This window comes from Pseudomonas sp., from assembly GCF_050739655.1.
GTDB lineage: Bacteria > Pseudomonadota > Gammaproteobacteria > Pseudomonadales > Pseudomonadaceae > Aquipseudomonas.
Genome location: NZ_JBOIBY010000023.1, coordinates 1 through 6,886, shown reverse-complemented (window position 1 = coordinate 6,886; position 6,886 = coordinate 1). Strand labels below are relative to the sequence as shown.

Annotated in this window: 4 protein-coding genes and 2 tRNA genes; 2 read left to right on the top strand and 4 right to left on the bottom strand. The window is 58.7% G+C overall.

The features are described from left to right. Positions 1-48: 48 nt before the first annotated feature. From ACRESJ_RS01130 to ACRESJ_RS01115, 4 genes are all read right to left on the bottom strand, one after another. Complete coding sequence (locus ACRESJ_RS01130; RefSeq protein ID WP_431756232.1) at positions 49-1,614, bottom strand: ABC transporter permease; 1,566 nt, start codon at positions 1,612-1,614, stop codon at positions 49-51. Then, complete coding sequence (locus tag ACRESJ_RS01125; protein WP_431756231.1) at positions 1,614-2,624, bottom strand: extracellular solute-binding protein; 1,011 nt, start codon at positions 2,622-2,624, stop codon at positions 1,614-1,616. Before ACRESJ_RS01125 ends, ACRESJ_RS01130 begins: the two co-directional genes overlap by 1 nt. Before the next feature lie 283 nt (positions 2,625-2,907). Beyond that, positions 2,908-2,994, bottom strand: a tRNA-Leu gene (locus ACRESJ_RS01120). Between the two features lie 167 nt (positions 2,995-3,161). Beyond that, positions 3,162-3,248: transfer RNA gene (locus tag ACRESJ_RS01115), tRNA-Leu, on the bottom strand. A gap of 224 nt (positions 3,249-3,472) precedes the next feature. On the opposite strand from ACRESJ_RS01115, the gene rnr reads away from it, so the two are divergent. Next, positions 3,473-6,103 carry a ribonuclease R gene (rnr, locus tag ACRESJ_RS01110; protein ID WP_431756230.1) on the top strand — a complete coding sequence of 877 codons (2,631 nt, stop codon included), beginning with the start codon at positions 3,473-3,475 and terminating at the stop codon, positions 6,101-6,103. Then, positions 6,100-6,867: a 23S rRNA (guanosine(2251)-2'-O)-methyltransferase RlmB gene (gene rlmB, locus ACRESJ_RS01105; protein WP_431756229.1), complete on the top strand. Its 768-nt coding sequence runs from the start codon at positions 6,100-6,102 to the stop codon at positions 6,865-6,867. Before rnr ends, rlmB begins: the two co-directional genes overlap by 4 nt. Positions 6,868-6,886: the final 19 nt, after the last annotated feature.

The window sequence follows — 6,886 nt, the reverse complement described above, 5'->3', positions numbered from 1 at the left end:
GGGGAAATGCATTCCAATGTGGGAGCGAGCCTGCTCGCGATAGAAATCTTATCGGCTCAGATACATCCGGGTCGTAAGCAAGTAAACCGGCAATCCTGAAACCAAAATCAACAACGCCGCATAAGGCGCCGCCGCTGCAAACTCCACATTCGCGGTATGCGCCCAGACCTCGGTTGCCAAGGTATTGAGCCCGGTCGGACTCAACAGCAGTGTCGCCGTCAGTTCCTTCATCGCATCCAGAAACACCAACGCAAACGCCGCCCCCAGTGCCGGGAAGATGATCGGCATTGTCACCCGGCAAAAAGCGCTGAACGACGACGCGCCCAGCGTTCGTGCCGCCTCTTCCAGTTGCGGAGCTGCCTTGTTCAGTGCCGTGCGAATAGGTGCCTGAGCAAGTGGGAGAAACAGCAGCGCATAAGCGATCAGCAGCAGAGCCGACGTCTGGTACAGCGCCGGAACATAGTGCAGGGCGAAATACACCAGCGTCAGAGCGATCACCAAGCCTGGCAGCGCGTGCAGCAGGTAAGGCAGGCGCTCCGCCCAGATCGCCAGTTGGCCTTTGTAGCGCACCACCAGCAAGCCGACGGGTACCGCCAGCACCAGGCACAAGGCCGCGCCGCCCAGAGACAAGGCCAGAGATGAAAGCAGTGCCTCACTTATCGCTGCTACCGGGAATGCCGCAGAAGAGCCCACCGCCAGCCAGTAAGTCAGCATGCCCAGTGGGATCCCGCTGCCGACGATTGCCAGCAGCAGGCAGTAAAGTTGGCCGGCAATCATCCATGGCCCCAGACGCACCTGCTCCGCCTGCCGCGCCGCGCCTTGACCGGTGCGCACGTGTCGGCCTTTGCCGCGCACCCGCAGTTCCAGCCACAACAGCATCAGACACAGCGCCAGCAATACCGCCGAGAGCATGGCCGCGTTGGCGTTGCTGAACTCCAGTTCGAACTGCTGATAGATCGCCGTTGTGAAGGTTTGCAGGCCAATAATCGACAAAGCGCCGAACTCAACCAGCATGTGCAAGGCGATCAACAGTGAGCCGGCCAGCAGCGATGGCCAGAGAAGGGGCAGGGTGACCTTGAAGAAAACACCCCAGCGATTCTGCCCCAGGGTGCGGGCAGACTCTTCCAGTGAAGGGTCAAGGTTGCGCAGGGTAGCGGCGACCGGCAGAAATATCAGCGGGTATTTGGACAGGCTCATGACCAGGATTGCTCCACCCAGCCCTTCGAAATGAGCGCTCAGCGAAACCCAGGTAAAACTGCTCACGAACGCCGGGACGGCAAACGGCAAGCAGAGGATCACGCCCCACAAGCGTCGTCCCGGCAAATTACTGCGCTCCAGCAGCCACGCCAACGACAGTCCGATCACGCCGCAGGTCAGCGTAACGCCGACCATCAGCGCCAGAGTATTGCGCAGCAGGCCAAACACATAGGGTCGCCAGAGCAAATGTAGCGCCTCGGCCCAGCCAGCCTGCCAGGCCTTGAGCCCGACATAGACGAGTGGCAGCAGGCTGAGCACGACCAGTAGCAAGACGGGCAGCAGCAGCCAGATCGACGCCCGTTTACGCCGTGGCACATAGCTGCTCTTTTCGGCGAGGGCCGCAAGTGATGCGCTCATCAGTTCAGGCCAACGTCACGTTCCAGGTCCAAAGCTTCTTCGGCATTGCCAAGATCGGCGGGAGTGACGTTCGGTGCCTGCAGTTCGCTGAATGGCTTGAGGCCGCGATCAGACTCCATGCCTTTATGCAGCGGATATTCGGCGGTGGTCTGGGTGATGACGCGCTGGCCTTCTTCGCTGGCCATGTAGGCGAGCAATTGCTGGGCTTCTTCTGGGTGTTTGCTGAATTTCAGGACCGCAGCGCTGGAAACGGTGATCAGCCCGCCGACGTCGCCGCCGGTGAAGTAATGCAGTTTCGAGTCGAGTTGGCCCTTTTCGCGCAGCAGGGCGAACCAGTAGTAGTTGTTCACCAGTACGGTTGCCACTTCGCCGTTTTCCACGGCTTTGAGTGCGACCATGTTATTGCTGTAGGTCTTGCCGAATGCGCGCAGGCCGGTGAGCCATTCTTCGGCTGCATCCATGCCGTGAACCTTGATGATTGCGACGGCTTGTTCCTGGAATGCACCACTGGTGGGTACGAAGCCTACCTTGCCTTGCCATTTTGGATCGGAGAATTCCATGACCGATTTCGGCAGATCTTTTTCGTCGATCAGCTTGGGGTTGAACGCCACGACGCGAACCCGGGCGGTGACGCCAATCCACGTGCCATTGCCGGCTACGTATTCCTTGGGCAGAACCGCCAACGTCGCATCGTCGGCCTTGGCCAGCAGGCCTTGTTCGCCAAGTTTGTTCAGTGGAGGGGATTCTTCGGTGTAGATCACGTCGGCGGGGGAGCGATCGCCTTCTTCGACGATCTGGCTGGCGAGCTGGTTGCTGCTGCCTTTGCGTACGTTGACGTGAATGCCGGTCTTGGTTTCGAAGGCTTTGGCGACGGCGTCACCGACTTCCTTGTGTTGGCCGTTGTAGAGGGTCAGGGGAACCTTGTCAGCGGCTTGGGTGAGGGGAGTGGCGAGTGCCAGGCTGAAAAGGGTGATGGTCAGGCCGCGGCGCAGGGTATTTCGAAACATCATTCGCAGGGTTCCTCACTGTCGCATTGCAAAAACTTGCAACAATGATAAACGATATGTGTTCTCAAATGCGCCTTGTGCTGACTCTTGCTTTTCTGTAGGAGCGAGCTTGCTCGCGAAAGAGGCAGGAGCACCGAGGAGTGCCAGGCAGCCAGCGTTATCGTTCACGCCCATCGCGAGCAAGCTCGCTCCTACGGGGGGTGGGTGTTTTTTGGGAGGGCAGAAACGCAAAAACCCGCTTTCGCGGGTTTTTGAGAAATTCAAGGTCGTAACCTTGAATTTGAATTGGTGCCCAGAAGAAGACTCGAACTTCCACGACCGTAAGGTCACCAGCACCTGAAGCTGGCGTGTCTACCAATTTCACCATCTGGGCAATCATCTTCAGCGTTGCCGCTGTTGATGTGGCGCACTATACGGAGAGCAATATGATCTGTAAACCCCTGATTTAAATTTAATAAATCAGATACCCAGAATGCAAAAAACCCGCTTTCGCGGGTTTTTGTGTGAGCCTTGAAATTGATCTAATCTCAAGCTCTAAATTGGTGCCCAGAAGAAGACTCGAACTTCCACGACCGTAAGGTCACCAGCACCTGAAGCTGGCGTGTCTACCAATTTCACCATCTGGGCATTATCGGCAACGTCTCCGTCGTCGATGGCGCGCACTATACGGAGCGTCTTTTTAACTGTAAACCCCCGGCCACAAAAAAACCTGAAAAAATTCACCAGCGGTCTGCAATTCAGCTTTGATGTGTCGATACAGGGCTTTAGATGGGTCGTCTTAGCTTGAAATTTCCCGTTTCATTACGCCTATGCCAAACTAACCCGCATATAGACAAGGTGAAAACTCTCTAATGGCCGATTGGCAGTCCCTCGATCCCGAGGCCGCTCGTGAAGCGGAAAAATATGAAAACCCTATTCCTAGCCGCGAACTGATCCTTCAGCACCTTGCTGATCGGGGTTCGCCTGCTAACCGCGAGCAGTTGGTCGAAGAGTTTGGTCTGACCACCGAAGACCAGATTGAAGCCCTGCGCCGCCGCCTGCGTGCCATGGAGCGCGATGCTCAACTCATTTATACCCGTCGCGGTACTTATGCGCCGGTGGACAAGCTCGACCTGATCCTGGGCCGCATCAGCGGTCACCGTGACGGTTTCGGTTTCCTGGTTCCAGACGATGGCAGTGACGATCTGTTCATGAGCCCGGCACAGATGCGCCTCGTGTTCGACGGTGACCGTGCCCTGGCCCGTGTTTCCGGCCTGGACCGTCGTGGTCGCCGCGAAGGCATGATCGTCGAAGTGGTATCCCGTGCTCACGAAACCATCGTCGGCCGCTATTTCGAAGAGGGCGGCATCGGTTTCGTGGTCGCCGACAACCCGAAGATCCAGCAAGAAGTGCTGGTCACGCCGGGCCGGAACGCCAACGCCGACATCGGTCAGTTCGTTGAAGTGAAGATCACTCACTGGCCGACGCCGCGCTTCCAGCCGCAAGGCGACGTGGTCGAAGTCGTGGGCAACTACATGGCGCCGGGCATGGAGATCGATGTCGCCCTGCGTACCTATGACATTCCTCACGTCTGGCCTGACGCCGTGCTCAAGGAAGCCAGCAAGCTCAAGCCGGAAGTCGAAGAGAAAGACAAAGAAAAGCGTATCGACCTGCGTCATCTGCCGTTCGTTACCATTGACGGCGAAGATGCCCGCGACTTCGATGACGCGGTTTATTGCGAGGCCCGTCCTGGCAAGCTGCGCCTGTTCTCTGGTGGCTGGAAGTTGTACGTGGCGATTGCCGACGTTTCCAGCTACGTGAAGCTCGGTTCCGCGCTGGATGCCGAAGCCCAGGTGCGCGGCAACTCGGTGTACTTCCCCGAGCGCGTGATCCCTATGCTGCCTGAGCAGTTGTCCAACGGCCTGTGCTCGCTGAACCCGCTGGTCGATCGTCTGGCCATGGTTTGCGAGATGACCATCTCCAAATCCGGCGAAATGACCGACTACTGCTTCTATGAAGCGGTGATTCACTCCCATGCACGACTGACCTACAACAAAGTCAGTGCGATGCTGGAAACGCCGAAGGCTACCGAGGCGCGCAAGCTGCGTGGCGAGTACACCGACGTCGTCCCGCATCTCAAGCAGCTGTATGCCCTGTACAAAGTGTTGCTGGCTGCCCGTCATGTACGCGGCGCGATCGATTTCGAAACTCAGGAAACCCGGATCATCTTCGGTTCCGAGCGTAAAATCGCCGAAATCCGCCCGACCATACGCAACGATGCGCACAAGCTGATCGAGGAATGCATGCTGGCGGCCAACGTGGCCACTGCCGAATTCCTGAAAAAACACGAAATTCCTGCGTTGTATCGAGTTCACGATGGTCCGCCACCGGAGCGTCTGGAAAAACTGCGCGCCTTCCTCGGTGAGCTCGGCCTGTCCCTGCACAAAGGCAAGGACGGCCCGTCGCCGAAGGACTACCAGGCATTGCTGGCCGGGATCAAGGATCGTCCGGACTTCCATCTGATCCAGACGGTCATGCTGCGTTCGTTGAGCCAAGCGGTGTACACCTCCGATAACCAGGGCCACTTTGGCCTGAATTACGATGCTTACACCCACTTCACCTCGCCGATCCGTCGTTATCCGGACTTGCTGACGCACCGGGCGATTCGTAGCGTCATCCATTCCAAGCAGAACACCCCGCACGTTCGCCGTGCCGGTGCGATGACCATTCCGAAGGCGCGCATCTATCCGTACGACGAAGCGGCACTGGAGCAGCTCGGCGAGCAGTGCTCGATGAGCGAGCGTCGTGCCGATGAAGCGACCCGCGACGTCGTGAACTGGCTCAAGTGCGAGTTCATGAAGGACCGCGTGGGCGAGTCGTTCCCTGGTGTGATTACCGCAGTGACCGGTTTTGGTCTGTTCGTCGAGCTGACCGATATCTACGTCGAAGGCCTGGTGCACGTCACTGCGTTGCCTGGCGATTACTATCACTTCGATCCTGTACACCACCGCCTTGCCGGTGAACGTACCGGTCGCAGCTTCCGGTTGGGCGATACGGTCGACGTGCGGGTCATGCGCGTCGACCTCGACGAGCGCAAGATCGACTTCGAGATGGCCGAAACAACCATCAACGCGCCAATCGGTCGCAAGAAGCGTGGCTCTGAAGCAGTTGCGCCTGCTTCGAAAGCAGCTGCAGAGCCAGCACCGGCGAAAACCGGTCGTCGGCCTGCCAAGGAAAAGACTGCCGAATCCTATCGTTCAAGCGATGCGGCGGCGAAAAATGCTGAAGTGCGTAAAAGTCGTGAAATGAAACAGGCGCTGCTGTCCGGTGCGAAAAGCGGCGGTAAAGCGGCGACCGGCTCGAAGACCAGCCGATCGGCGCCTGACAAGGCTGCCGGCGGCAAGCCAGCAGCCAAGCCGAGCAAACATCGTAAAGGCCCGCCAAAAGCGGGCTCGGCCCCAGCCAAAAGTGGCGGGGCGCGTAAACCTAAGGCCAAGCCATGAGTCAGTTGGAAAAAATCTACGGCGTACATGCTGTTGAAGCGTTGCTGCGTCACCACCCCAAGCGCGTCAAGCAGATCTGGCTGGCTGAAGGTCGCGGTGATCCGCGGGTGCAGACGCTGATCGAGTTGGCCAACGAAAACCGCGTCCAGGTCGGTCAGGCCGAGCGTCGTGAAATGGACGCTTGGGTTGAAGGCGTGCACCAGGGCGTGGTCGCGGAGGTGAGTCCTAGCCAGGTCTGGGGCGAAGCCATGCTCGACGAGCTGCTCGATCGCACTGAAGGCGCACCGCTGCTGCTGGTGCTCGACGGTGTGACCGACCCGCACAACCTTGGCGCCTGCCTGCGTTCTGCCGATGCGGCCGGTGCGCTGGCGGTGGTCGTACCAAAGGACAAGTCCGCGACCCTGACGCCGGTTGTACGGAAAGTCGCTTGTGGTGCGGCGGAAGTGATTCCGTTGGTCGCGGTGACCAACCTGGCGCGCACCCTGGAAAAGCTCCAGCAGCGCGGCTTGTGGGTTGTCGGTACGGCGGGGGAGGCTGAAGTCAGTATTTATGACCAGGATCTCACTGGCCCGACCATCCTGATCATGGGCGCCGAAGGCAAGGGCATGCGTCGCCTGACGCGCGAGCATTGCGACTACTTGGTCAATCTGCCGATGGCGGGCAGTGTCAGCAGCCTCAACGTTTCCGTGGCAACTGGCGTCTGTCTGTTCGAAGCGCAGCGTCAGCGCGGCGTGAAAGCCAAGGCTGCCATCAAGAAATCCTGATTCACGTACTCCCTTGTAG

Coding starts and splice junctions, on each gene's coding strand:
- ACRESJ_RS01130 (WP_431756232.1), bottom strand. CDS start 1,614: ATGAGCGCATCACTTGCGGCCCTCGCCGAAAAGAGCAGCTATGTGCCA.
- ACRESJ_RS01125 (WP_431756231.1), bottom strand. CDS start 2,624: ATGATGTTTCGAAATACCCTGCGCCGCGGCCTGACCATCACCCTTTTC.
- rnr (WP_431756230.1), top strand. CDS start 3,473: ATGGCCGATTGGCAGTCCCTCGATCCCGAGGCCGCTCGTGAAGCGGAA.
- rlmB (WP_431756229.1), top strand. CDS start 6,100: ATGAGTCAGTTGGAAAAAATCTACGGCGTACATGCTGTTGAAGCGTTG.